Annotated in this window: 21 protein-coding genes; 15 read left to right on the top strand and 6 right to left on the bottom strand. The window is 34.4% G+C overall.

The window, feature by feature from the left end; genetic code table 11:
- Window positions 1–5: 5 nt before the first annotated feature.
- A complete protein-coding gene (locus F985_RS24580) occupies window positions 6–2,174 on the top strand; it encodes a phosphocholine-specific phospholipase C (protein WP_004706094.1) in 2,169 nt (722 codons plus the stop codon).
- Window positions 2,175–2,581: 407 nt separating this feature from the next.
- A complete protein-coding gene (locus tag F985_RS24575) occupies window positions 2,582–2,749 on the top strand; it encodes an ABZJ_00068 family colistin stress protein (protein ID WP_004706093.1) in 168 nt (55 codons plus the stop codon).
- On the opposite strand, the gene nadC is transcribed toward F985_RS24575, so the two are convergent.
- Window positions 2,746–3,591, bottom strand: a complete 846-nt coding sequence (gene nadC / locus F985_RS24570) for a carboxylating nicotinate-nucleotide diphosphorylase (RefSeq protein ID WP_004706092.1) — start codon at window positions 3,589–3,591, stop codon at window positions 2,746–2,748. The genes F985_RS24575 and nadC overlap by 4 nt on opposite strands.
- Before the next feature lie 171 nt (window positions 3,592–3,762).
- Here nadC and ampD point away from each other — a divergent pair, with 171 nt between their 5' ends.
- Complete coding sequence (gene ampD, locus F985_RS24565) at window positions 3,763–4,332, top strand: 1,6-anhydro-N-acetylmuramyl-L-alanine amidase AmpD (protein WP_004706091.1); 570 nt, start codon at window positions 3,763–3,765, stop codon at window positions 4,330–4,332.
- 74 nt (window positions 4,333–4,406) lie between these two features.
- Complete coding sequence (gene murJ, locus F985_RS24560; protein WP_171063688.1) at window positions 4,407–5,957, top strand: murein biosynthesis integral membrane protein MurJ; 1,551 nt, start codon at window positions 4,407–4,409, stop codon at window positions 5,955–5,957.
- Between the two features lie 48 nt (window positions 5,958–6,005).
- Here the strand turns inward: murJ and F985_RS24555 are convergent, their stop codons facing one another.
- The 5 genes from F985_RS24555 to F985_RS24535 all read right to left on the bottom strand — a co-directional run bounded on the left by F985_RS24555 (window position 6,006) and on the right by F985_RS24535 (window position 11,413).
- Complete coding sequence (locus F985_RS24555) at window positions 6,006–6,701, bottom strand: BamJ family beta-barrel-assembly machinery protein (RefSeq protein WP_004706087.1); 696 nt, start codon at window positions 6,699–6,701, stop codon at window positions 6,006–6,008.
- 48 nt (window positions 6,702–6,749) lie between these two features.
- Window positions 6,750–7,472, bottom strand: coding sequence for a BamJ family beta-barrel-assembly machinery protein (locus F985_RS24550; RefSeq protein WP_004706085.1), 723 nt, complete (start codon window positions 7,470–7,472; stop codon window positions 6,750–6,752).
- A gap of 193 nt (window positions 7,473–7,665) precedes the next feature.
- Window positions 7,666–9,861, bottom strand: coding sequence for a polysaccharide biosynthesis tyrosine autokinase (locus F985_RS24545; RefSeq protein WP_004706084.1), 2,196 nt, complete (start codon window positions 9,859–9,861; stop codon window positions 7,666–7,668).
- A gap of 21 nt (window positions 9,862–9,882) precedes the next feature.
- Entirely contained in the window at window positions 9,883–10,311 is a 429-nt protein-coding gene (locus tag F985_RS24540; RefSeq protein WP_004706083.1) for a low molecular weight protein-tyrosine-phosphatase, read from the bottom strand.
- Window position 10,312: 1 nt separating this feature from the next.
- Window positions 10,313–11,413, bottom strand: a complete 1,101-nt coding sequence (locus F985_RS24535) for a polysaccharide biosynthesis/export family protein (RefSeq protein ID WP_025469267.1) — start codon at window positions 11,411–11,413, stop codon at window positions 10,313–10,315.
- Between the two features lie 204 nt (window positions 11,414–11,617).
- Here F985_RS24535 and tviB point away from each other — a divergent pair, with 204 nt between their 5' ends.
- Genes tviB through F985_RS24480 form a run of 11 tightly spaced genes read left to right on the top strand, consistent with a single transcriptional unit; the run spans window position 11,618 to window position 22,786 of the window.
- Window positions 11,618–12,895: a Vi polysaccharide biosynthesis UDP-N-acetylglucosamine C-6 dehydrogenase TviB gene (gene tviB, locus F985_RS24530; protein ID WP_004706079.1), complete on the top strand. Its 1,278-nt coding sequence runs from the start codon at window positions 11,618–11,620 to the stop codon at window positions 12,893–12,895.
- Between the two features lie 22 nt (window positions 12,896–12,917).
- Entirely contained in the window at window positions 12,918–13,994 is a 1,077-nt protein-coding gene (rfbB, locus tag F985_RS24525; RefSeq protein ID WP_004706077.1) for a dTDP-glucose 4,6-dehydratase, read from the top strand.
- 16 nt (window positions 13,995–14,010) lie between these two features.
- Window positions 14,011–14,916, top strand: coding sequence for a dTDP-4-dehydrorhamnose reductase (gene rfbD / locus F985_RS24520; RefSeq protein ID WP_004706075.1), 906 nt, complete (start codon window positions 14,011–14,013; stop codon window positions 14,914–14,916).
- On the top strand, window positions 14,916–15,809 hold the full coding sequence (gene rfbA, locus F985_RS24515; protein WP_004706073.1) for a glucose-1-phosphate thymidylyltransferase RfbA: 894 nt from the start codon (window positions 14,916–14,918) through the stop codon (window positions 15,807–15,809). Before rfbD ends, rfbA begins: the two co-directional genes overlap by 1 nt.
- A gap of 57 nt (window positions 15,810–15,866) precedes the next feature.
- Entirely contained in the window at window positions 15,867–16,433 is a 567-nt protein-coding gene (rfbC, locus tag F985_RS24510) for a dTDP-4-dehydrorhamnose 3,5-epimerase (RefSeq protein WP_004706071.1), read from the top strand.
- A gap of 47 nt (window positions 16,434–16,480) precedes the next feature.
- Window positions 16,481–17,743 carry a flippase gene (locus F985_RS24505; RefSeq protein ID WP_004706068.1) on the top strand — a complete coding sequence of 421 codons (1,263 nt, stop codon included), beginning with the start codon at window positions 16,481–16,483 and terminating at the stop codon, window positions 17,741–17,743.
- Complete coding sequence (gene wecB / locus F985_RS24500; protein WP_004706067.1) at window positions 17,740–18,867, top strand: non-hydrolyzing UDP-N-acetylglucosamine 2-epimerase; 1,128 nt, start codon at window positions 17,740–17,742, stop codon at window positions 18,865–18,867. Before F985_RS24505 ends, wecB begins: the two co-directional genes overlap by 4 nt.
- A complete protein-coding gene (locus tag F985_RS24495; RefSeq protein WP_004706064.1) occupies window positions 18,861–19,940 on the top strand; it encodes a glycosyltransferase family protein in 1,080 nt (359 codons plus the stop codon). The genes wecB and F985_RS24495 overlap by 7 nt, the downstream gene beginning before the upstream one ends.
- A 52-nt stretch (window positions 19,941–19,992) precedes the next feature.
- A complete protein-coding gene (locus tag F985_RS24490; RefSeq protein ID WP_004706062.1) occupies window positions 19,993–21,069 on the top strand; it encodes an EpsG family protein in 1,077 nt (358 codons plus the stop codon).
- A 5-nt stretch (window positions 21,070–21,074) separates the two neighbouring features.
- The gene (locus F985_RS24485; protein WP_004706061.1) at window positions 21,075–21,983 is read left to right on the top strand and encodes a glycosyltransferase family 2 protein; all 909 of its coding nucleotides are present in this window, start codon (window positions 21,075–21,077) and stop codon (window positions 21,981–21,983) included.
- The gene (locus F985_RS24480; protein ID WP_004706059.1) at window positions 21,983–22,786 is read left to right on the top strand and encodes a glycosyltransferase; all 804 of its coding nucleotides are present in this window, start codon (window positions 21,983–21,985) and stop codon (window positions 22,784–22,786) included. The genes F985_RS24485 and F985_RS24480 overlap by 1 nt, the downstream gene beginning before the upstream one ends.
- The last annotated feature ends 8 nt before the right edge of the window (window positions 22,787–22,794 follow it).

Below are 22,794 nucleotides of genomic sequence, written 5' to 3'. Positions count from 1 at the left end.
AAAAAATGAATCGTCGCGAATTTCTTTTAAATTCTACAAAAACTATGTTTGGGACCGCTGCTCTGGCAAGTTTCCCGCTAAGTATTCAAAAAGCGCTGGCTATCGATGCCAAAGTTGAAAGTGGAACTATTCAAGATGTTAAACATATCGTGATTTTGACTCAGGAAAACCGTTCTTTTGATAATTATTTTGGAACGTTAAAAGGTGTGCGTGGTTTTGGTGACCGCTTTACCATTCCAATGACAGAAAATCGTAAGGTCTGGGAGCAATACGACGCTAAGAAAAATAAAGTATTGCCTTACCATTTAGATAGTCGTTTAGGAAATGCTCAGCGTGTTTCAGGAACTCCTCACTCTTGGTCTGATGGCCAAGCTGCTTGGGACAATGGTCGTATGAGCGACTGGGTGGCTTATAAGAAACCGCAGTCAATGGGCTACTATAAAAAGCAAGAAGTTGAATATCAGTTTGCTTTAGCCAATGCTTTTACCATTTGTGATGCTTACCACTGCGCTATGCATGCGGGAACTAACCCGAACCGTAAGTTTATCTGGACTGGAACCAATGGACCTACAGGTGCAGGTGTAGCCAGTGTGGTCAACGAATTTGATGGGATTGGATCATCAACAGAAGGTTATGAATGGACGACGTATCCTGAGCGTTTACAGCAGGCTGGCGTGACATGGAAAGTTTATCAAAACATGCCAGATAACTTTACCGATAACCCTTTAGCTGGTTTCAAGCAATATCGCCGTGCTAACGAGCAATCTGGTCAACCTGTCAGTAATGACACCCCAACATGCCTAGCATACGATGAAAAAATCGATGCAACACAGCCACTTTATAAAGGTATTGCCAATACCATGCCGGATGGTGGTTTTTTAGGAACTTTTAAAGCTGATATTGCACAAGGTAAATTACCGCAAGTGAGTTGGTTAGTTGCTCCAGCAACTTACAGTGAACATCCAGGACCATCGAGTCCAGTACAAGGAGCTTGGTATATTCAGGAAGTATTAAATGCTTTAACTGAAAATGCTGAGTTGTGGAGTCAAACCGTTTTATTGGTAAACTTCGATGAAAATGATGGTTTCTTCGACCATGTTCCTTCACCGAGTGCACCATCTAAAGATATAAATGGCGTTGTATATGGAAAAACAACTTTAACCGATCAGCAAGTATCTTATGAATACTTTAATCATCCAGCAGTAGCGACTTCAAAATCTCAACCTAAGCCAGATGGTCGAGTGTATGGGCCGGGTGTGCGTGTTCCTATGTATGTAATTTCACCGTGGAGCCGTGGTGGCTGGGTAAACTCTCAAGTCTTTGACCATACTTCTATTTTACAGTTTTTAGAAAAACGCTTTGGTGTACAAGAGCCGAATATTAGTCCATATCGCCGCGCCGTATGTGGTGATTTAACGACAGCATTTAATTTTAAAACACCGAACCTTTTGCCTGTTGCTGAACTAAATGGGAAGAAAACAAAAGCTGAGGCCGATGCGATTCGTGTTGCTCAAGCTTTGTTGCCACAAGTTCCTGTTCCAAGTCAGCAGCAATTTCCTCAGCAGGAAATGGGAATTAGGCCATCACGTGCTTTGCCATATATTTTACACACCAGTGCCAAAGTCGATGCCACTCAAAAAACAGTTAAATTGATGTTCTCTAATACGGGTAAACAGGCAGCCGTTTTCCATGTCTATAATCGATTAGATCTTACAGTAGCTCCTCGTCGCTATATGGTTGAGGCGGGTAAACAGCTTGATGACGTGTGGAGCACGATAAATGGACAGTACGATTTATGGGTACTTGGTCCAAATGGTTTCCACCGCGCATTTAAAGGTAATTTGATCCAAATCAATCAAACTCAAGCATTACCAGAAATTAGAGTCTGTGTGGAAGAGTGTGATGCGAATTTGTATTTAAAAGTTCGTCACGACGGCAATAAGTCAGTCAAACTTAACGTCAAAGCAAATGCTTATCTACCAAATAAAACATGGAATATAGAAACGAATAGTTCTGAAAAAGAATTAGTTTGGGATATGTCTGAATTTGGTGGTTGGTATGACTTTACGGTGACATTAGCTGATGATGCAACGTTTAGTCGCCGTTTTGCAGGACGTATAGAAACTCAAGAAGATTCGATTTCTGACCCATATATGGGTTATTTAGAGTCTTGAGTTGCTGTAATGGATGGATGATTAAGCTGACGTTTTGAGTTAATAATTATTTTAAATTAGCTAGCGCGACGGAGTCTTATCGTTTATTCATTCAGTGAAAGTAGCTAATTCGTTACTTTGCTTTCGCCCAAAGTAACCAAATGCATTTGTCATCTACAGAACCTGCTCTCTTTCTGCATATATCTGATTTATTGCAAAAACAATATATTTATAGATTTAGGGCAGGCTGTAGATGACATCTCGCACAATCTCATGTTGGGAAATATAAAGGAAGAGAGGGTAATATCTTGTCGTATAGATGAATAATAAAAATAAAGACTTACCTTTTGTAACAGAATCTCCTAAGCTTGGTCATATTTATCTTTTACCTTGAAACCCTGAATTTTTAAAAGTGATGGGGAAAATTTATGCTACAAGGTTTTATTGTATTATTAGCAGTAGTTACTTTTGTTTTAATGGCTGCCGACCCACGAGATAACGGGGCACAAGCGACTCAGTCAGCATGGCAAAAAACACAAGCGGCAGACATAACTAAGTCGCAGAAACAAACCAATAACGATGTGGATTTTATTTAAGCATTAAAACGCATAGATAAATCAACAGCTCTGACGTCTTTAGTCAGGACACCCATAGAAATATAGTCGACACCAGTAGTTGCCACTTCACGCAAGTTTTCAATGGTGATATTGCCAGAAGCTTCGAGTTTACAACGTCCAGCTACATGCTTTACGGCATCAATCATTTGCTGTTGGCTGAAGTTGTCTAGCATGACAATGTCCGCGCCAGCCTCAAGTGCTTGGTTGAGCTCATCCCAAGTTTCAACTTCGACTTCAACTGGTTTGCCTGGTGCAATTTGGTGTGCTTTTGCAATTGCTTGAGCAATACCACCAGCTGCCATAATATGGTTTTCTTTAATTAAGAACGCATCAAATAAACCAAGACGATGGTTTTGACCGCCGCCAATAGCAACCGCATATTTTTGTGCAATACGTAAACCCGGTAAAGTTTTACGTGTATCGAGAAGTTTTGTATTTAAACCTTCAAGATGCTGAACATATTCAGCAGTTTTTGTTGCAACAGCAGACAAAGTTTGAATAAAGTTTAAAGCAGGGCGCTCTACCGTCAGTAAGCTACGTGCAGAACCAGCAAGCTTTAAAAAGGCTTCATTTGCAGCAACACGGTCACCTTCTTGTTTTAACCAAGTTATCTGTACAGTATTGTCATAAGCTGAGATGAGTGCATTTACCCACGGCTGTCCAGCTAAAACCATATCTTCACGGCTAATGATGGTCGCGGTTGCCTGTTCATCTTCAGGCGTGAGCATAGCGGTAATGTCACCGTCCCCAATATCTTCTTGTAATGCTTGTTGAATATTGATTTGAATTGACTGTTCAAGCAAAGACTGAGGTATGCTCATACGGTTTCCATTTTGTCGATGACCCTAAAACTTGCGATATATTAGCACCGTCGACTTTAAAAATAAGCTGTTTTATTCGTTTAATCGCGATAAATAATCGTGCTGACTACTTTGAAAAGCACATAACTGTTTTAAACTAAAACAATTGGCAAGCAATTTATTGGCACTTCAATGAAGAAAATCACACCGTATGAAGTTATAGATGGACAATTAAAAGGGGCGAGACAAGTCCCTTCTCCAAATTTTAACCAGCGTCCGACTGGTACCGAAATTCAAATGATTGTGGTTCATAATATTAGCTTGCCGCCATCTCAATTTGGAGGTGGGTATATTGAGCAGTTTTTTCAAAATAAATTAGATTGGTCGGTTCACCCTTATTTTCAAACTATTGAGGGGATGCAGGTTTCTACGCATTTGCTGATTTTACGTAGTGGGGAAGTCCTACAGTTTGTTAACTTTAATGATCGGGCATGGCATGCAGGGCGTTCGAGTTATTTAGCTAAAGTTGAGTGCAATGATTATTCAATTGGTATAGAGCTTGAAGGAAGTGATGACTTGCCTTTTGAAGAAGTACAGTACAGTGTACTAACTGATGTGGTTGCCGCTATTCGCCAAGCTTATCCAGAAATTAAAAACCATATTGCAGGACATTCAGATATTGCACCGGGCCGAAAAACCGATCCGGGACCTTATTTTAAATGGCAGCACTTTAGACAACTGTTAGCACAGAAAAAAACTTGAGTTCATTCATCATTTCACAACGAAAAGATTTTCTAGTTTCATTACAATAGCGACTTTCGAATATATAGCTGTAGGTGAGTACGATGGCATTGTGGCGATCGACTTTTATTGTCAGTGCGATGACGATGTTGTCACGGGTATTGGGCTTAGTACGAGATGTCGTATTGCTCAACGTGTTTGGTGCGGGTAAAGATTTCGATACCTTTGTCGTTGCTTTTCGTATTCCTAACTTCTTTCGAAGGTTATTTGCAGAAGGAGCTTTCTCGCAAGCTTTTATTCCGGTACTAACCGAATATAAAACAGGTCGATTACATGCTGAAGTTCAAATCCTGATTAGTCGGGTATTTGGTTGTTTGCTTATGGTCATGACTTTACTCACTTTCGTGGCCATGGTTTTGGCACCAGCAATCATCTATATGTATGCGCCGGGTTTCCATAATGACCCTGAAAAATTCGATTTAGCGGTCAGCATGTTCCGTCTGACTATTCCATATTTAATGTTTATGTCACTGACTGCTTTTGCGAGCAGTATCTTAAACAGTTATGGTTCTTTTGCTTCTCCAGCCTTTTCGCCTGTTTTGCTTAATGTTGCAATGATTGCAGGTGCATGGTGGCTTACGCCGTATATGGCTGAGCCTATTAAAGCATTAGGATGGTCTGTTGTCGCAGCAGGTATTTTACAGTTAGCCATACAAATTCCTGAATTATGGCGTAAAAACTTACTGATTCCACCCAAAGTTGATTTTAAACACGAGGGTGTAGAGCGTATTTTAAAATTAATGCTTCCAGCATTATTTGGTGTGTCTGTGACTCAGATTAATCTATTGTTAAATACGATTTGGGCCTCTTTCATGCAAGACGGTTCGGTATCTTGGCTCTACAGTGCAGAGCGTATGACTGAGCTACCTTTAGGTTTAATTGGTGTTGCCATTGGTACAGTGATTTTACCTTCGCTTTCAGCACGTCATGCTGAGCAAGATCAGGAAAAGTTCCGCGGCATGATCGACTGGGCAGCAAGAGTTATTGTGTTGGTTGGTTTGCCAGCAAGTATCGCCTTATTTATGCTTTCTACACCGATTATTCAAGCTTTATTCCAACGTGGCGAGTTTGACCTACGTGATACTCAAATGACAGCACTCGCATTACAATGTATGAGTGCTGGTGTAATTTCTTTTATGCTCATTAAGGTATTTGCGCCAGGCTTCTATGCGCAGCAAGATACTAAAACACCAGTACGTGTAGGTTTAATGTCAGTTGCCGCAAATGCCATTTTAAACGTTGTATTTATTGGATTTTTTAAATTAATCAATTGGCATGCTGAGCATATGGCGCTTGCATTGGCATCTTCTGGCTCAGCTTTGGTAAATGCCGGTTTGCTCTACTTCTATCTACATAAGCGTAATATTTTCCGATTTGGCTCACATTGGAAAAAACTAGCTCTTCAATATGGTTTAGCAAATCTTGCTATGATTGCAGTGCTTTGGTTTGGGTTAAATTGGTATAATGGTGAACTTTCTCAATGGATCCGTATTGCTGAGGTCGCAGGTCTATGTGTAGTAGGTGTGATTGCTTACTTAATTGGCTTACTGATTACTGGTTTTAGACCAAGAGATTTAAAACATTAAAATAAAAAAGCGATCTTAAATGATCGCTTTTTTTGATCTTAAAAAAACTTATTTTGGCAAAACTTGTAGCAATTCAATATCAAAAATTAAAGTACTATTTGGACCAATACTATCACCAGCACCTACTTCACCATAAGCAAGTTTAGCTGGAATAAAGAAACGGGTTTTACCGCCTTCTTTCATCGTTTGTAAGCCTTCTGTCCAGCCTGTAATCACCTGATTCAACTGGAAATCGACAGGGTGATTACGTGCAATTGAACTGTCAAAGACAGTTCCGTCGAGTAAACGGCCTTCATAGTTCACTTTTACACGAGAAGTAGCTTTAGGTGTTTTACCAGAACCTTCTTTTAAAACTTGATATTGCAAACCTGATTTTGTTGTAATCACACCAGATTTTTTAGCATTTTCCGCCAGAAAAGCAGCCCCAGCTTGGGCATTTTGTTGCCCTTGCTTTTGAAATTCAACAAGCTGTTTAGCTTCCAAAGTTTTTTTATACTCATTAATCGCTTTCGCCATTTCTTCATCAGTGAGGCGTGCTGACTTGTTCTGAGCACCTTCTTGAAGACCTTGATAAAAGATATCAAGATTTAAATCTGTTAATGCATCAGTATTATTACGTCCCATTAAATAGCCATAACTATAGCTAAACTGATCTTTTGCTGGGCTTTTATTTGTTATCGGCGTGGCAGCAAGAACAGATAAACTCATTGTTGAAGCTGCAAGAACCAAACTAATTTTTTTCATGCCATTTTCCAAAAAACAGGAGAGTATAATTACTCTCCTGGATTGTCATTATTTCACTGAAATGAGTTCAACATCAAAAATCAGTGTGCTGTTTGCTGGGATCCCTGGAACTTCTTGTGGACCATATGCAAGGTTTGATGGAATAAAGAAAGTCGCTTTTCCGCCTTCTTTCATAAGTTGAAGACCTTCAGTCCATCCTGGAATCACCTGATTAAGAGGGAACTCGATAGGTTGACCACGTTTATAAGAACTATCAAAAACCTGACCGTTAATTAAACGACCTTCATAATGAACTTTAACAACAGACTGAGCTGTTGGTTGCTTACCAGTACCCTCTTTAGTAATGATATATTGCAAACCTGATGCAGTAGTTTTTACTCCAGCTTTTGTTTTGTTTTCAGCAAGGAATTGTGCATCGGCAGATTCAGCAGATGTGCCAGCTTGCTCTGGTTTGTCTTGGTGCTGCATTTTTTGTTGTAACTCTTTTTCATAAGCTGCAACAGCTGCTTTTAAATCTTCTTGAGTATAAGCACTTGGCTGTTTGCTACGCGCATCATGGATCCCTTGAACAAATGCCTTTGTATCCAGTTCTGGAGGAGTTTGTTGCGCAACTTCATACCCAAGCACATAACTGATTTTTTGAATTGGAGAAGCATTTTTGTCTGCTTTACGTCCAACTTCTGTGGTCGGATGTTGAGTTGCATAATATACAGGTACAAGTGCAGCACCGCCTAAAACTACAGCGACAGCAATGGGTAAGGCTTTACTCATAAAAGGTTCCAAAAATAATCATTTTAGTCTAAAAGGCTGCTTCGATCTTAGCATGCTTCGACTTAAGCATAGAATGTTTAACAAAAAAAACGAGTGGTTTTTTTATATATTTTAGTTAGTTTTAATTTGGTGAAACTTAAAAAATTAAATAAAAAACCGGATCACTTGATCCGGTTTTATGAAAACTTGAAACTTAGTCTTCTTTTTGTGCTTTATAGGCATAGGCATAGTTATAACCATAACCACCGCCACTAGAACGTTGAATGTCGTTAAGGATAAAGCCATTCACCTTAACACCAGCTTGTTCAAAACGATTAACGGTTAATTCAAGCTCTTTCATATGAGACTTGATGTAACGGGCAACAATTAAGTTTACGCCAGTATATTGCGAAATAATAATACCGTCGGTTACTGCAAGCACTGGTGGAGTATCAATAATGATATGGTCATATTGGGTCTGGAACTTTTCTAGTAAGTCTTTGAACTGAGTAGAACTCAACATTTCTGAAGGATTGGTTGGACTTTTACCACGAGTAATCACATCAAGATTCGCAACTTGAGTTTTATGTAAAACTTGTGTTAAATCAGCTTGGCCACTTAGCAATTCAGAAAGACCAGGCTTCACATCAATATCAAAATATTTATGCATATAACCACGGCGCATATCAGCATCGATTAGTAATACGCGTTTATTCCCTTGTGCAAAAATAGTTGCTAGGTTAGTTGAAATAAAAGATTTACCAACTTCTGGAGAAGGACCTGCAATCATAATAATATTATTTTTTGCTGAGGTTAAAGCGAAGTGGATCGCAGTACGAATACTACGCAAACTTTCAATCGCAATATCATCACTACTCTTAACTGCTAAAATAGGAATACTCTTTTTCTTCTTCAAAATACTCATACGAGTTTCTTGAATAGGAGAGCGAGGTACAGTTGCATAAACTGGTAGATCAAGCTCAGTTTCGATTTGTGTAGAATCTTTAACTCCGCTACGCATCATATTACGTAATAAAGCAATTAATACACCAATAAATCCACCAGCAAGTATAGATAGAGCTAAGATAATTAGTTTGTTTGGTTTAATGGGTTTAACTGGTTCTACAGCAGTATCAATGATACGAACGTTACCAATTTCACCAGCATTAGCAATTTTGAGCTGTTGATAAGAGTTAAGTAAAGATGTATACAGCTCAGTATTGACTTTAACATCACGATAGAGTTGTAAATATAAACGCTGAGTTTCAGGGAGTTGAGTTAAACGATTATTGAGATCGGCAATCTTTTTATTAATCTCGGCAATTTGCGCATCAATTTGACGGATTAGTGGATGATCATTGGTATATTTAGCAGAAAGCTCAGCTTGCTTTTGTTGTAACTCAATCTTAAGCTTTTCTAAATCAATATTTTGTTTAAGTAATAGCTCTGATTCAGCATTCACATCCACTGTTTTATACTTTTCACGGAACTGATTAAACTTAATCTCAGAATCTTCTAACTGTTTTCTAAGATCTGGTAACTGTTTCTCAAGGAAAGCCAATGTCTGTTTAGATTCTAAAGACTTTCTCTCAATATTTTGTTGATGATAAACATTTAGAACGTTATTGAGCACTTGTGAAATATGCTCTGGATCTTGACCTAAATAGCTTAATCCAATAACACCAGTCATCTTTCCTTTTTCTGCAACACCATAGATATTATTAAAATTTTTAACAGCTGTTGGAAGAGCGGCTTTAGTTAAAGTAAAACTCTGTTTTTTCAAATCACCTTGAGCATTAAGTTGGATATGCCATAAACCTTTTTCAGTATTTAGTAAATTTTTTTGGTTTAACATCCCATTAAATATAACTTGGTCTTTGTAACTTAGAGTAAATTGATTCTGATCTTTAAACTCTAATTTTAATGGTTTATCTAGATAATATTCAGGTACGATAAGTTTTTTAACTATCAAGCTATTGTTTTGATTAGTATAAATTACAGCATCATGGTGATACTCAAGTTTACTTTTATCTTGTGAAACAAGTTTACCAATCAAACCTAATCTATTATCTTTAATTTTAATATCAAGATTAAGATTATGAATCACTTGTCCTAAAACCATTCTAGAGCGAAGAATCTCTATTTCTGGATCGGCTGGTGATTTTTGCGTTAGGCCACCACTAACTTTGGAAAGATCTCCTAGTAAAGCAGCGGATGCAGCACCTTTACTATCTTCGACTTGTACCATAGCATCTACAGCGTAGATGTCTGGGGTTATACGCAAATATAACAAGGCGCAAATTAAACTTAAGACCACGCAGCATGCTATGATTTTCCACTGTGCAATCAATGAAAAGAATAATTCTTTTAAATCGATGCTATCTTCGCTAGTTTTAGAGTTTTGGTTCATAAATTTACAACTAATATACAATTATAATTGAGTGCGCCAATCTTGCACATAGCTTTGGATGTTGCGGCAAGTCTGATCAAAAAAAGCTTGGTCATGTTGGTAAGGATCAGGAACATTTTGTCCTTGCCAATGGCCAAGTCTAAAAATTTTACCCTTAGCAAATGGCCAAGTTTGTTCAATATGCTTTTGTTGATTATTGCTCATTACCAAAATTAAATCATTTTGTTTGATCAATTCAGCGTTGAGTTGACGAGCTACGTGCTGTCTCATATCAATGTTGAGCTGATCCATACAGTGAATTGCTTTATCATCTGCAGCATGTCCTACTAAAGCTGAGATACCTGCAGATGAGATATTTAATGTAGGGTGATGATCTTTTAAAAAGTATTCTGCCATTGGACTGCGGCAAATATTACCCACACAGACTACTAAGATATTTTGTAACTGCATTCTAGTTTTTACCTAATTGATCAAAGGTATAAAGTGCACTTGAGAACGGTACAATTTGGTTCATAATACGTTGCCAGCGTGTTAAACCAGTCGCATCAATATAAACAATGTCATTTTTTTGCATTTGGAATTGATTAGATAGAGCAAGGTTACCAATACTACTCAAATTAAGCTGATAGATTGTTGATCTTTTTGTTTGTAAATCTGTACGCATGACATAAATACGCGCTGCACTTGCCGAGTATGGGTTAACACCTTCACTTTCGCCCAATACATCACTTAATGTCATTCCCTGATCTCGTAATGGAATTGCTGAGCTTTTATTAGACTCACCCATGACATAAAGCTTTTGATTTTGTTTAGTATTTACATAGATCGTATCATTAGGTTGAACTAATAATTTGTGTAGAGAATAGCCTTGTTTTTCAAGTGCAACGACATTTAAGTTATAAACTTCGCCATTACGAATGAGTTGAATATCAGTATTGTCACCAGACTCTTGATTTACACCACCTGCCATACTTAAGGCTGTATAAATACTAATTGGTTGATCATCTAAAGTGTATTGTCCACTTTTCATAACCTGACCATTAACAAAATACCGTTTGGCTTGGTATGACAAGACTCGAACTACAACATCAGGTGTTTTTAAATACTTAGCAAATTGACTTCGTAAATATTTATTGGTTTCAGCCAGTGTTTTCCCTGCAATATGAACTTGTCCTACAAGTGGTAACTGTACATTTCCTGCAGAATCAATAGGATAACCAAATGCTTTAATATCAGTAGAGGCTCCTTGAATAGGAGGAGTAATTTCAGGATAAGCCCAAAGTTGAATAGATAAAACATCCCCGGCGCTTAAGCGGTATTGATAAAAAGGAGTATTAAATAAGGCGCTTATGTTTCCTTGAGGACGTAAAGCATCAGAACTAATTTTTGGAATATTGTTTTGGGTGAGTTGAACAACAGAGACTTCTGCTCCTTGTTCTGTTTTAAAAGCACCTTGTTCAGGTAAGTCGTAAGTTTGTAAGCCTGAGGTGACTGCACATCCTGTAAACGAAAGTGAAATGGCTAAAAATAATAATGTGCTTTGATGCTTCACATTCAAACCCTTTATTGTTTGTAATCCAATGATACTTTGCATGAAGACATTGGATTGTAGTCTATAATTAACCCAAATCATACTTTATTTGCCAAGCAGTGATTGTATATTTCGAGAAAATTTTGTTTAAAGTCTGCTATATTAACGTAGTAGGTCGTGTCCATGATGTTTCCCCATTTAAAATTAAATGGTTAGGTTTTATATATGTTTCAACTTGAGCAACTAAAAATAGCAATTATCGGCTTAGGGTATGTTGGATTACCTTTAGCAGTTGAATTTGGTAAACATAAACCTACAATCGGATTTGATATAAATGAAAATCGAATATTGGAGTTAAAAAACGGACATGATCATACATTAGAAGTAACCTCAGATGAGTTGAAATACGTACAGCATTTATCGTATACAGCAAATATTGAAGATTTACAGAATTCAAACTTCTTTATTGTCACGGTACCAACACCAATCGACGATTTTAAACAACCAGATTTGACCCCTCTTATAAAAGCATCTCAAAGTATTGCGAAGGTTTTAAAAAAAGGCGATATTGTTGTTTATGAGTCAACGGTTTATCCAGGTGCGACAGAAGAGGTATGCATACCTGAATTAGAAAAATATTCAGGTTTAAAGTTCAACCAAGATTTTTTTGTGGGTTATAGCCCTGAGCGTATTAATCCTGGGGATAAACAACGACGTGTCACTAATATTTTAAAAATTACATCAGGTTCAACACCATTGGTAGCTGATTATATTGATCAAGTTTATAACTTAATCATTGAAGCAGGAACACATAAAGCGCCGACTATTAAAGTTGCCGAAGCTGCAAAAGTCATCGAAAATACACAAAGAGATGTCAATATTGCATTGATCAATGAATTGGCTCTTATTTTTAATAAAATGGGTATTGATACAGAGGATGTGCTTAAAGCAGCCGGTACAAAGTGGAATTTTTTAAATTTTAGACCAGGTTTGGTGGGTGGGCATTGTATTGGTGTTGATCCTTATTACTTAACACATAAAGCCGAGTCGATTGGTTTGCATCCTGAAATCATTTTAGCAGCTCGTCGTTTAAATGATCGTATGGGAGAATATGTTGCAACTCAATTGATCAAAGAAATGGTAAAGAAACGTATCCAAGTTGTAGGGGCACGTATATTAATTTTAGGTTTAAGTTTTAAAGAGAATTGTCCAGATATACGAAATACCAAAATTGTAGATATGGTAAAAGCACTAAAAGAATACGATTTAGATCTTGATATCTATGATCCTTGGGTAGATAGTGCTGAAGTTGAAGCAGAGTATGGCTTAGCTCCAATTATGGAATTAAAACAAGGTCGGTATGACGCCATCATAATAGCGGTTGCACATGACCAGTTTAAACAAATGTCTGCACAGGAACTTGTTTCCTTAGGCAAAGAAAAACATGTTTTATATGATTTAAAATATGTTTTAAACAAAGAACAAAGTGATATTCGGCTGTAAAGATTACTAACATAGGAATTTTATGAAAATTTTAGTTACAGGTGGAGCAGGTTTTATTGGTTCTGCTGTTGTTCGTCACATTATCAAAAATACTAATAATGATGTTCTTAATGTTGATAAATTGACATATGCAGGAAATTTAGAATCACTTAAAGAAGTTGACCAAAATTCCAGATATCAATTTTCTCAAACTGATATCTGTGATCGTAAAGCATTAGATTTTTTATTTAAAGATTTTCAGCCAGACTTAGTCATGCATTTAGCTGCAGAATCACATGTTGATCGATCAATTACGGGGTCTGCTGCATTTATTGAAACCAATATTATCGGAACATATCAATTATTAGAAGCCGCACGTCATTATTGGAATAATTTAAGTGACGATAAAAAAACAGCATTCCGTTTTCATCATATTTCAACCGATGAAGTATATGGTGATCTTGAGGGAACTGATGATTTATTTCATGAATCGACATCTTATGCGCCAAGTTCTCCATATTCTGCAAGTAAGGCAAGCTCAGATCATTTAGTACGTGCTTGGAATCGTACTTATGGTTTACCAGTAGTCATTACAAATTGTTCTAATAACTATGGTCCATATCACTTCCCGGAAAAATTAATTCCCTTAGTGATATTAAACGCATTAAAAGGGAAAGCTTTACCAATTTATGGTAAAGGTGACCAAATTCGTGATTGGTTATATGTTGAAGATCATGCACGTGCACTTTATAAAGTTGTTACTGAAGCCAAAGTAGGTGAAACTTATAATATTGGTGGTCATAACGAACAAAAAAATATTGATGTCGTAAAATCAATTTGCCAGTTACTTGAGGAACTTGCGCCAAATAAACCTGAAGGCGTGGCCCATTATGTTGATTTAATTACGTATGTCACAGATCGTCCTGGTCATGATCTACGTTATGCAATTGATGCAACGAAAATTAAAGAAGATCTAGGGTGGGTGCCAGAAGAAAGTTTTGAAACAGGTCTTCGTAAAACTGTTGAATGGTATTTGAACAACCAAGAATGGGTTGAAAACGTACAAAGCGGTGAATACAAAAACTGGGTACAACAACAATATCAGGCAAAAAAAGCCTAAATTTTGAGTGATAACCATGAAAATATTATTGCTCGGAAAAAATGGACAAGTTGGGTGGGAGTTACAACGCTCTCTGCAAACACTTGGTGAGGTGATTGCGATTGACCGTTCTACAAGTTTAGATGGTCTAAGTGGCGATTTGGCTAATTTTGATCAAATTAAACAGACTATTGAAAAAGTCCAGCCAAATATAATTGTAAATGCCGCAGCTTATACAGCGGTTGATAAAGCTGAATCAGATCAAGAAAATGCTGATTTAATTAATCATCTCGCTGTCAAAAATCTAGCTGAACTTTGTCAAACTCATCATATTTTACTCATTCACTATTCAACAGATTATGTTTTTAATGGTGAAGGGGAAAAAGCATGGTCTGAGAGAGACTTAACGGATCCTGTAAATTTGTATGGCAATACAAAGCGTCTTGGTGAAATTGCACTTGAGCAAAGTGGCTGTGCTTTTATTAACTTCAGAACATGCTGGGTTTATGGTTCGCATGGTAATAACTTTATAAAAACGATGTTGAAATTAGCTTCAAATCGTGAAGAGCTAAGTATTATTCATGACCAGATTGGTGCGCCGACAGGGGCTGCCCTTATTGCAGATGTGACAGCACAAGCATTAAAGTATTATTCATTAATGGGTGCTCAGCAACAAAAAGATTTATTAGGGCATTATCATTTGGCTGCTGCTGGTGAATGCTCGTGGTTCGACTATGCGCAATTTGTATTTGAGTTAGCTAAACAAAAAGGACAATCTTTAGCAATTCAAAAAGTAAATGCAATTGAAACTTCTGCATATCCTACTCCAGCTAGACGACCTTTAAATTCCCGTTTAAATACAAATAAACTACAAGCAAATTTTAAAATACATCTACCGAATTGGAAGTTAGGTGTAGCACAAGTTTTAGAGGAAATTATTTAATGAGCCAAGTAAAACGTAAAGGTATTATTCTTGCTGGTGGTTCAGGAACTCGGTTATACCCAATTACAATGGGTACATCAAAACAATTATTGCCAATTTACGATAAGCCAATGATTTATTATCCATTGTCTGTTTTGATGTTGGCCGGAATTAATGAGATTTTAATTATTTCTACTCCTGAAGACTTACCTAACTATGAAAAACTTTTAGGTACTGGTGAGGAAATTGGTTTAAAACTTTCTTATAAAATTCAGCCATCTCCTGATGGTTTAGCTCAGGCATTTATATTGGGTGAAGAATTTATAGGTGAAGATAATGTTTGCTTAATTTTAGGTGATAACATTTTCTATGGCCAAAGTTTCGGGACTCAGCTAAAACGTGCAACTGAAAAAGCGACTGGCGCAACTGTATTTGGTTATTATGTAAATGATCCAGAGCGTTTCGGAGTTGTTGATTTTGATGAAAATGGAAAAGCTTTAAGTATTGAAGAAAAACCTGAACATCCAAAATCACACTATGCTGTTACTGGTCTTTATTTCTATGATAATAAAGTAGTTGATATTGCGAAAAATATTAAACCCTCACAACGAGGTGAGCTAGAAATTACCGATGTAAATAATGTTTATCTTCAACAAGAAGATTTGAATGTTGAGTTGTTAGGGCGTGGATTCGCATGGTTAGATACAGGTACGCATGATTCACTGCTTGAAGCGAGTCAGTTTGTTCAAACTGTAGAGCATCGTCAAGGTTTAAAAATCGCTTGTTTAGAAGAAATTGCATTTAACAATAGTTGGATTGATGAAGAGCAACTTCTTAAACGTGCAAACTTCTTTAAGAAAACAGGTTATGGTCAATATCTATTTAAATTGCATGCTGAACATCAAAAAAAATGATGCTCTCATAATAATTTAGAGTTGGTTGTAAATATTTCAAAATATAGAGATAAAAGAATGAATGTAATTGAAACAAAGATTAAGGGTCTTTTGATTTTAGAACCTAAAGTTTTTGGCGATGATCGTGGCTGGTTTATGGAAAGTTTTAACCAAAAAGCTTTTGAGCAAGCGTTACAAGAACGTGGATTGGATATTCCTCAATTCGTTCAAGACAATCATTCTTTATCTCAAAAAGGTGTTTTAAGAGGATTACATTATCAACTTAATCCATATGCCCAAGGTAAGTTAGTTCGAGTTGTGCAGGGTAAAGCTTGGGATGTTGCTGTTGATATTCGTAAAAGTTCTCCAACTTTTGGTCAATGGGTAGGTGTTGAGTTAACTGGCGAAAATCATAAGCAATTTTGGATTCCTGCTGGATTTGCACATGGTTTTGTTGCTTTAGAAGATAATACCCAATTTTTATATAAAACTACGAACTATTATAATAAAGAAAGTGAAGGAGCGATTGTTTGGGATGATCCGTCTATCGCGATTGACTGGCCCTTAAGTAGTGTTGATCAAGTTTTAGTGAGTGATAAAGATAAAGTTGCATTGAATTTAGAAGATGCAAAGTTATTTGATTAATTAAATAATCACTAAATTTATTTATATATTCTATAAGAGCTTGTAAATTGTTTGCTAAGTTAAATAAATTGATAGCTAACCCTGAAAATAAAAGATTTCTAGGGAACTTTATTTCACTAGCAACGTTACAGGGGCTTAACTATATTTTACCATTACTTACGTTACCCTATCTTGTACGTATATTGGGTGCAGAAAAGTTTGGTACATTAGCTTTTGCAACAGCCATAATTAGTTATTTTATTGTATTAACTGATTATGGTTTTAATTTTACAGCAACCAGAGAAATTGCAGTACATAAAGAAAATAATGAGAAGTTAAATGAAATTTTTAGTAGTGTAATGATTATTAAATTTTTTCTTTTAGTTATATCATTTATAATTCTTTTAGTATTAGTTTCTTTTTTTGAAAAGTTTAGTACAGATCCAGAACTATATTTTTTGACTTTTGGAACAGTATTAGGTCAAGTTCTGTTCCCTATATGGTTTTTTCAGGGAATGGAGAGAATGAAGTATATTACAATAATTAATATCGTAACTAAATTTCTATTTACCATAGCAGTTTTTATATTTGTAAAACATGCATCTGATTATTATTTGGTGCCGTTGTTGACATCTTTAGGCGCAATATTGGCAGGTGGTTACTCTTTATATTTAATCTATAAAAAATTTAATGTTAAATTTAGTTTTCAAAAAATTTATGTAGTTATCTCCTATTTAAAAGGTGGAGTACATTTATTTTTAACCTCTGCACTAAGTAATTTATTGACTTCTTCAGGTACAATTATTTTATCTTTTGTATCAAATAATACTGTTGTTGGTTACTACTCAGCATCCGAAAAGCTTTTTAGAGCTATAGTTGGATTATTTACACCTGTGACTCAGGCTTTATACCCAATAAGTTGTACTAAAGTTAATCAAGAGAATCTAGCAAAGACATATATTAAAAAAATATTTACTATTGTGGGTGGAATTGCACTAATGCTGAGTGTAATCGTTGCTTTATTATCTAAGACTATCGTTAATTTAATCTATGGAATAGAGTTTATTAATTATAGTTATGTGTTAGCTGTAATGATGATTTGGTTATTTTTTGGTGTGATTAACAATATTATTGGTATTCAGTATTTAACCGCAATGAGGAAAGATAAAGTGTACACATACTCATTTGTGGCTGCTGCATCAGCTACGGTTTTATTGAATATTGTTCTAATTCCTCATTTTATGATTGATGGTATATTATTTTCAATGATATTTGGTGAAATCCTTTTAACATTATCTATGTTAGGACTTATTTTTAGGTTGAAACTATGAAAAAAATATTAATTGTGTTTGGAACACGTCCTGAAGCCATTAAAATGGCGCCGTTAGTGAAAGAATTTCAAAAAGATACTTATAGCTTTCAAACTAAAGTATGTGTAACTGCTCAACATAGACAAATGTTAGACCAAGTATTAGAAATATTTGATATAAAACCAGATTATGATTTAAATATTATGAAACCTGGTCAAGATTTATATGATATTACTTCAAATGTGCTAATAGGTATGAAATCTGTATTAGAGGATTTCAAACCAGATGTAGTTCTGGTACATGGTGATACAACTACAACATTGTCAGCTAGCTTGGCAGCTTTTTATGCGAAGATTAAAGTGGGGCATGTTGAGGCAGGCTTAAGAACAAATGATATCTATTCGCCTTGGCCAGAAGAAGGCAATAGACAGTTAACAGGTATTTTAGCCAATTATCACTTTGCTCCAACTCAGCAAAGTGAAGAAAATCTATTAAAAGAAGGGAAAAACCAGCAAGATATCTATGTTACGGGTAATACAGTTATAGATGCCTTAATGTATGTTTTACAGCGAATTGAAAATCAACCGACTCTACAAGAGAAAATTAAGTCTAAAATTTCTGAACAATATCAACTCGATGGAAAAAGAAAAATTATTTTGGTTACTGGCCATAGACGTGAAAATTTTGGTCAAGGCTTTATTAATATTTGTGAAGGACTAAAAGAGTTAGCGAAGAGCAATCCAGATATTGATATCGTTTATCCAGTACATTTAAATCCAAATGTACAAAAACCAGTAAACGAGATCCTTTCTGATTTGACGAATGTATATTTGATTGATCCACTTCAATACGAAGAATTTATTTATATGATGAATAAGTCATATTTTATTATTACTGATAGTGGTGGCATTCAAGAAGAGGCACCTTCTTTAGGTAAGCCAGTTTTGGTTATGAGAGATACAACAGAAAGACCTGAAGCTGTCAAGGCTGGGACGGTTAAGCTAGTAGGGACAGATAAAAATACATTAATCAAAGAAGCACAAACATTAATTGATAATAAAGTTGAATATGAGAAAATGGCTCAGGCCCATAATCCTTATGGTGATGGTAGAGCTTGTGTAAGAATACTAAAGAGTTTATGTTGAGTTCTAATAAAGAGATCGGTCAAGTGATTCTATTTTTAAGTAAATATCCACAATCTCCTGAAGAATATAGAGATGGTTTTTTTCAACGCGTTGAAAATATAGATAATTTTTTCAAGGAAGATGAAAGAATATATTTAAGTGTTAGTCTTTTTAAAAATTTTAAAGCTAAAATTGCAGAGCATGGCTTAAGAACAGAAGTTAATTGTAATTTTTTCTTACATTTTATTTATATTTTAAAACTATTTAAAAAAAGTTCATTTGTATATATACAATCAATTTATAATGCATTAAATTTGATTTTCTTTATATTTTTTATCCATAATTTTTATATTTTAGATTTGCATGGTGTGGTGCCAGAAGAATTAAAATTACAACATAAAATGAAATATGCAGTTATATTTTCTGTAATAGAAAATATACTATTTAAGAAAGTTAATGTATGTATAGCTGTAACTAATAGAATGGCTGAGCATTTTAAATGTAAATATCCTCTTAGCAATACAAAATATATTATTTATTCTATATTGCCAAGTCATTTAAACCCTTGTGATATGAGTTCATTTCAAATAAAGGATGAAGAAATAAAGGTGATTTATAGTGGTAATACTCAAGTATGGCAAAATATAGATTTAATGCTGGATGCCATTAAAAGAAATCAATCTATAAAAATAAACTTTACGATTTTGACTGGTGAGCCTAAAATTTTTGAAGAAAAGTTAAAATCTTATAATATTGAAAATGTAAAAATTACTATCAAATCTGTTAAACCAACAGAATTAGAAGGTTATTATATAGAGAATCATTATGGTTTTGTTTTAAGGGATGATATTTTAGTTAATAGAGTTGCTTGTCCTACCAAAATTATTGAATATCTTAATTATGGTATTGTACCAATTGTTTTATCTGAAAAAATTGGTGATTTTGAAAATTATGGTTATGAATATATTTATTTGCATGAATTTAATGATCAATTGAAGGCTCGGAAAAGTCTGAAGAATGTTAACGTAATTCATAAAATTTTTGAGAACAATAATTTTAATTTAAAGTCAGAACTTAATAAGTTTATGATTTAATTTTATTGAAAATATTTTTTTAAATGTAGTCTTGAATTAAGGTGAAATATTTGTGTATATACTTGGCATTTGTTTTTTTATCTATAGTCTGACACTATTAGTTGTTTTCAATGAAAAGTTATCTAAAGACTATTTAAAATTACCATATATGTTGAGTGGTCTCTTTCTTTCTTTCTTTATAGCACAAAATGTAGAAAACTTAAGTCGAGATTATATAAATTATGTTATTTGGTTTCGAGGTATTCAATCTTATAGTTTGAGTGAAATTATATTTACTGGAGGTGTAGATTCTGGAAAAGATATAGGCTTTCAGTTCTTAGTGGGAATAATTCAAAAATTCCTATCACCAGAATATTATGTTATTTATTTTGTTTTTAGTTGGTTTATTTTTTATTTTAAATATAAGGTATCTACTTTTTTAAATTTCAACTTAAGTATTGTTTTGGCAGTTTGGCTGTTATTTTGTCAAACCTTTATTTTATTTGAAATTACCCAAATAAGAGCTGGTTTAGCTATAGCTTTAGCTTCTTATGCAATTGTACGAGGTATTTTCTTTTATAAAAACAATTTGTGGACAGCATTAATCTTTTTATTGGCAATTAGTGTTCACATTTCAGTATTATTTTTAGTAATTTTATATTATTTGTATACATTAAGGAAATTTAGTATATCAAAATTTTTAGTTATCGCTCTAATTTTCTCTAGTTTTATCTTAAAGTTCTTGTTTTCAAATACTATTATTTCAACTTTTATTACTTATTTTTCTAATAATTTAAGATTTGAAGATTATCTTGATAGTAATGAAAATTTGTCATTAATTTCTGTCTTCCTTATTAGTAAAATTTTAATGATCTTTTTTCTTACATTTTTCTGGGAAAATCTTAATGATTTTAAGAAGTTTGTAGTATTATTAAGTAGTATTGGTTGTGCACTACAGATAACGTTAAGTTTTAATGCGACGTTTGGGTTAAGATTTTCAGAATTGTTTATATTGTTCTCAATGCTTACTTTTGTATTTCCACTAGAAATCAAAAGTATTAACAATCTAACTAAATCTTTTTATCTTTTTATTATATTAAGTTTTAGTTTTATTTTTTTCTATAGTACAACTAAAATTGTTATAGGTTGAAAATTATGAAGCTATCTATTTCTGCTATTATTGTTTTATTTAGGCCAGATCTTGATTCGGTTAAACAACTAGTGGATAATTTATCAAATCAAGTTGACAGTATTATCTTGGTTGATAATACACCAATAATTTATAAAAACTATACTGAGAATTTTTTTCAGAACTTAAATGTAAATTATATAGATTTAAAAGATAATTTAGGTATTGCTGCCGCTCATAACAAGGGCATACTTAAAGCTTTAGAATTGAATTCAGAATTTGTAATTATTTTTGATCAGGATTCATCAATTGATAAAAATTTTATTGCTAGTATGATTTCTGCTTATGAAAATATTTCTAGAATAGAAAATAAAATAGCTGCTATAGGTCCTTCCTATATTGATATTAAAACAAATACGATGGCGCCAGTAATTCAGTTTAATGGATTAAAAGTCAACAGAATTATACCGAAAGAGGATAGTTTATATACTGCTGCAGATTATATTATTTCATCAGGGACTCTCATTCATACAGGTGTATTTAAAGATATTGGATTAATGATGGAGGAGTTGTTTATTGATTATGTCGATTTAGAATGGGGCTTAAGAGCTAAGAAAAAAGGTTATCAATGTTTTGTCGCTAATCAAGTTGTTATGAAACATTCAATTGGGGACCATTCATTAAAAGTTCCATTTTCAAACAAGTACGTAAATATACATTCTGATTTTAGAAAGTATTTTATTATTCGTAATGCTTTTTTCTTGATTTTATACTCTAATTTACAAGCAAATTGGCGTATTGTACAAATACCAAAAACTTTTATGTACTTTGCTTTTCTATGTTTATTTGTGTCACCAAGATTAAATAATGTAAAAATATTCTTTCTCGCATTTAAAGATGCAATTATCAAAAAAATGGGTAAAGGAAGTATGTAATGATTACAGTTAATGCGTCTATTGTAATTTATAAACATTCTTATCTTGAGCTTAAAAATACATTAGATTGTTTAATAGGTTCAAATCATATAAAAAAAATTATTTTGGTTGATAATCATCAAAGTGATTGGGCCTCTACATTTAAAAATGAGAAAGTTATTTATTTAAAATCACAGGGTAACTTTGGCTTTGGTTGTGGACATAATCAAGCCATAAGTAAGTATGCTGCAGATAGTGATTTTTTCTTGATTTGTAATCCCGATATTATGTTTCAAGAGTCAGAGTTTTCCAGTTTAGTTGAGTTTGCAAGTCAGTGTACAGAAGGGCTATTTCTTCCAAAAATTATTTATAGTAATGGGGAAAATCAGTTTGGTGCACGCCTCTTACCTACTCCATTAAACCTTTTTGCTCGAAGATTTTCCAAAAAAATGGCAGGGAGCTTAGACCAAAAATATCTATTGAAAAGCTTCTCTATTGAAAAACCAATTTTTGCGCCTTATCTTTCTGGCTGCTTTATGTTGTTCCGTTCGAACGTCCTTTTAGAGCTGAATGGCTTTGATGAGAGATTTTTCATGTATATGGAGGATGTAGATTTATCAAGACGTTGTGCTGAGCGTTTTGGAACTATGTATTATCCAGATGCTCAAATAGTACATATTCACGAACAAGCATCATACAAAAACAAACTATTACTTAAAGCCCATTTGAAAAGTGCTATACAATACTTCAATAAGTGGGGATGGCTTTATGATATTGACCGTAGTAAGCTTAATAAAAAATGCTTAAACCAGTTTCGTACATAATGTAATTT

Source organism: Acinetobacter seifertii (genome assembly GCF_000368065.1).
Classification (GTDB): domain Bacteria; phylum Pseudomonadota; class Gammaproteobacteria; order Pseudomonadales; family Moraxellaceae; genus Acinetobacter; species Acinetobacter seifertii.
Note: the sequence above shows the minus strand (reverse complement) of the source record. Positions and strands in the feature narration are given on the sequence as shown.

Excerpts from the sequence above, each read along its gene's own strand:
- F985_RS24580 (WP_004706094.1), top strand. The coding sequence starts at position 6 with ATGAATCGTCGCGAATTTCTTTTAAATTCTACAAAAACTATGTTTGGG.
- F985_RS24575 (WP_004706093.1), top strand. The coding sequence starts at position 2,582 with ATGCTACAAGGTTTTATTGTATTATTAGCAGTAGTTACTTTTGTTTTA.
- nadC (WP_004706092.1), bottom strand. The coding sequence starts at position 3,591 with ATGAGCATACCTCAGTCTTTGCTTGAACAGTCAATTCAAATCAATATT.
- ampD (WP_004706091.1), top strand. The coding sequence starts at position 3,763 with ATGAAGAAAATCACACCGTATGAAGTTATAGATGGACAATTAAAAGGG.
- F985_RS24555 (WP_004706087.1), bottom strand. The coding sequence starts at position 6,701 with ATGAAAAAAATTAGTTTGGTTCTTGCAGCTTCAACAATGAGTTTATCT.
- F985_RS24550 (WP_004706085.1), bottom strand. The coding sequence starts at position 7,472 with ATGAGTAAAGCCTTACCCATTGCTGTCGCTGTAGTTTTAGGCGGTGCT.
- F985_RS24545 (WP_004706084.1), bottom strand. The coding sequence starts at position 9,861 with ATGAACCAAAACTCTAAAACTAGCGAAGATAGCATCGATTTAAAAGAA.
- F985_RS24540 (WP_004706083.1), bottom strand. The coding sequence starts at position 10,311 with ATGCAGTTACAAAATATCTTAGTAGTCTGTGTGGGTAATATTTGCCGC.
- tviB (WP_004706079.1), top strand. The coding sequence starts at position 11,618 with ATGTTTCAACTTGAGCAACTAAAAATAGCAATTATCGGCTTAGGGTAT.
- rfbB (WP_004706077.1), top strand. The coding sequence starts at position 12,918 with ATGAAAATTTTAGTTACAGGTGGAGCAGGTTTTATTGGTTCTGCTGTT.
- rfbD (WP_004706075.1), top strand. The coding sequence starts at position 14,011 with ATGAAAATATTATTGCTCGGAAAAAATGGACAAGTTGGGTGGGAGTTA.
- rfbA (WP_004706073.1), top strand. The coding sequence starts at position 14,916 with ATGAGCCAAGTAAAACGTAAAGGTATTATTCTTGCTGGTGGTTCAGGA.
- rfbC (WP_004706071.1), top strand. The coding sequence starts at position 15,867 with ATGAATGTAATTGAAACAAAGATTAAGGGTCTTTTGATTTTAGAACCT.
- wecB (WP_004706067.1), top strand. The coding sequence starts at position 17,740 with ATGAAAAAAATATTAATTGTGTTTGGAACACGTCCTGAAGCCATTAAA.
- F985_RS24495 (WP_004706064.1), top strand. The coding sequence starts at position 18,861 with ATGTTGAGTTCTAATAAAGAGATCGGTCAAGTGATTCTATTTTTAAGT.
- F985_RS24485 (WP_004706061.1), top strand. The coding sequence starts at position 21,075 with ATGAAGCTATCTATTTCTGCTATTATTGTTTTATTTAGGCCAGATCTT.
- F985_RS24480 (WP_004706059.1), top strand. The coding sequence starts at position 21,983 with ATGATTACAGTTAATGCGTCTATTGTAATTTATAAACATTCTTATCTT.